Source organism: Methylobacterium sp. E-016 (assembly GCF_022829745.1).
Lineage (GTDB): Bacteria > Pseudomonadota > Alphaproteobacteria > Rhizobiales > Beijerinckiaceae > Methylobacterium.
Window position 1 is genome coordinate 1 of sequence record NZ_JAKSYF010000024.1, and the last position, 1,320, is coordinate 1,320.

Annotated in this window: 1 pseudogene; it reads right to left on the minus strand. The window is 56.9% G+C overall.

Features of this window, described 5'->3' with window-relative positions:
• Nucleotides 1–248: 248 nt before the first annotated feature.
• Nucleotides 249–653: pseudogene (locus MKK68_RS01395) on the minus strand (IS6 family transposase); the annotation flags it as partial.
• Nucleotides 654–1,320: the final 667 nt, after the last annotated feature.

The following is a 1,320-nucleotide window of genomic DNA, read 5'->3' on the forward strand; positions in this document are numbered from 1 at the left end:
TTCTCCATCAGCCCGCGCAGGGCCATGATCTCGTCGGTCATCGGGGGTCTCTCGGGTTCGGGGTTGGTCGTCGCAACCCGACCCTACCCGGCAACCGCCGATGACCACCCCTCAGCTACACCACCGCCTGGGACACGACCAAGATCTGACCCGATCTGAACGCGCCGGGCATGACCCACTGACCAGCCGCTGGGATGAGAAGGTCACTTGTTTGTTCGAGGCTCATTCCGGAAACGTAGGGTAGCCGCTAGCATCTTGCGGAAGGAGCGCCTGGCCGCATCGAGATCGCGGTCGGCGGTCAGCAGGAAGTCGACTGGATTGCCGTGTTTGTCGACGGCCCGGTAGAGGTAGCGCCACCCGTCGCGAACCTTGATGTAGGTCTCGTCGATGCGGACCGACCCGCAGTGAGGCTGACGGAACTGAAGTAGCCGCTTCTCGATCAGGGGCGCGTAGGCCAGAACCCAGCGTTTCAGGGTGCTGTGGCCCACCTTCAGATCGCGTTCCAGGAACAGCTCCTCAATGTCGCGGTATTTCAGCGGATAGCGGAGGTACCAGGAGACGGCCTGCACGATGAGCACTGCCTCGTAGCGCCGGCCTTTGAAGTCGGCCTTGGAGCGATGCTTCCGCATGGCGGCGATAGCGGACAGGATCATGGGTCTGCTTCAAGGCGGAGGCGGCAAGCTCGTCAGGAATGGCTAGCGATCCGTGAACGAAGACGCGCACGCGTTTGCGACAGGCCCCGAAAAGGGCCGCCGCATTCCGAACGGCCAGTCAAACACTGCCACGCAACACTGCGCTGCCAAGCTGCCGCGGGTAATCGGTGCCGTGTATAGCGGAAGCCTGACCGGCGTGAGCCCGTCGGCATTTGCGACAGGCCTCTGAATGGGGTAGGCCGGCCTCCTCCGTCTAATTAGCATTAGATTCAATAAATCTTGCGTGGCAATCTAAATGAATATTATAAGAATAACTATACTAATTTTTTCAGCATTACTGGCTGGAATATTTGGTTTTTTTGGCGTGCTTCAGGGATCAAGCTCAGATTTTACCCTATTATTTATGGTATTTTTCTTTGCGGCGAACGCATTTTACGTTTTTTACTCTCGACCTACGTTTGTCGCAAGCGAATTTTTCAATCGAACTGCGACAGGGTTAGCAATAATAACTCTTGAATTAAAGCATTGATCAGCCCCCATTGAAGTGGTCCGCCCTTTGGTATGGCTTTTGAGCCTGGAGGACGGACGAGATGGCAAAGCACCCGAAGCCCGAGGAGATCGTCGCCAAGTTGCGGCAGGCGGATGTGCTGATCTCACAGGGCCAGAG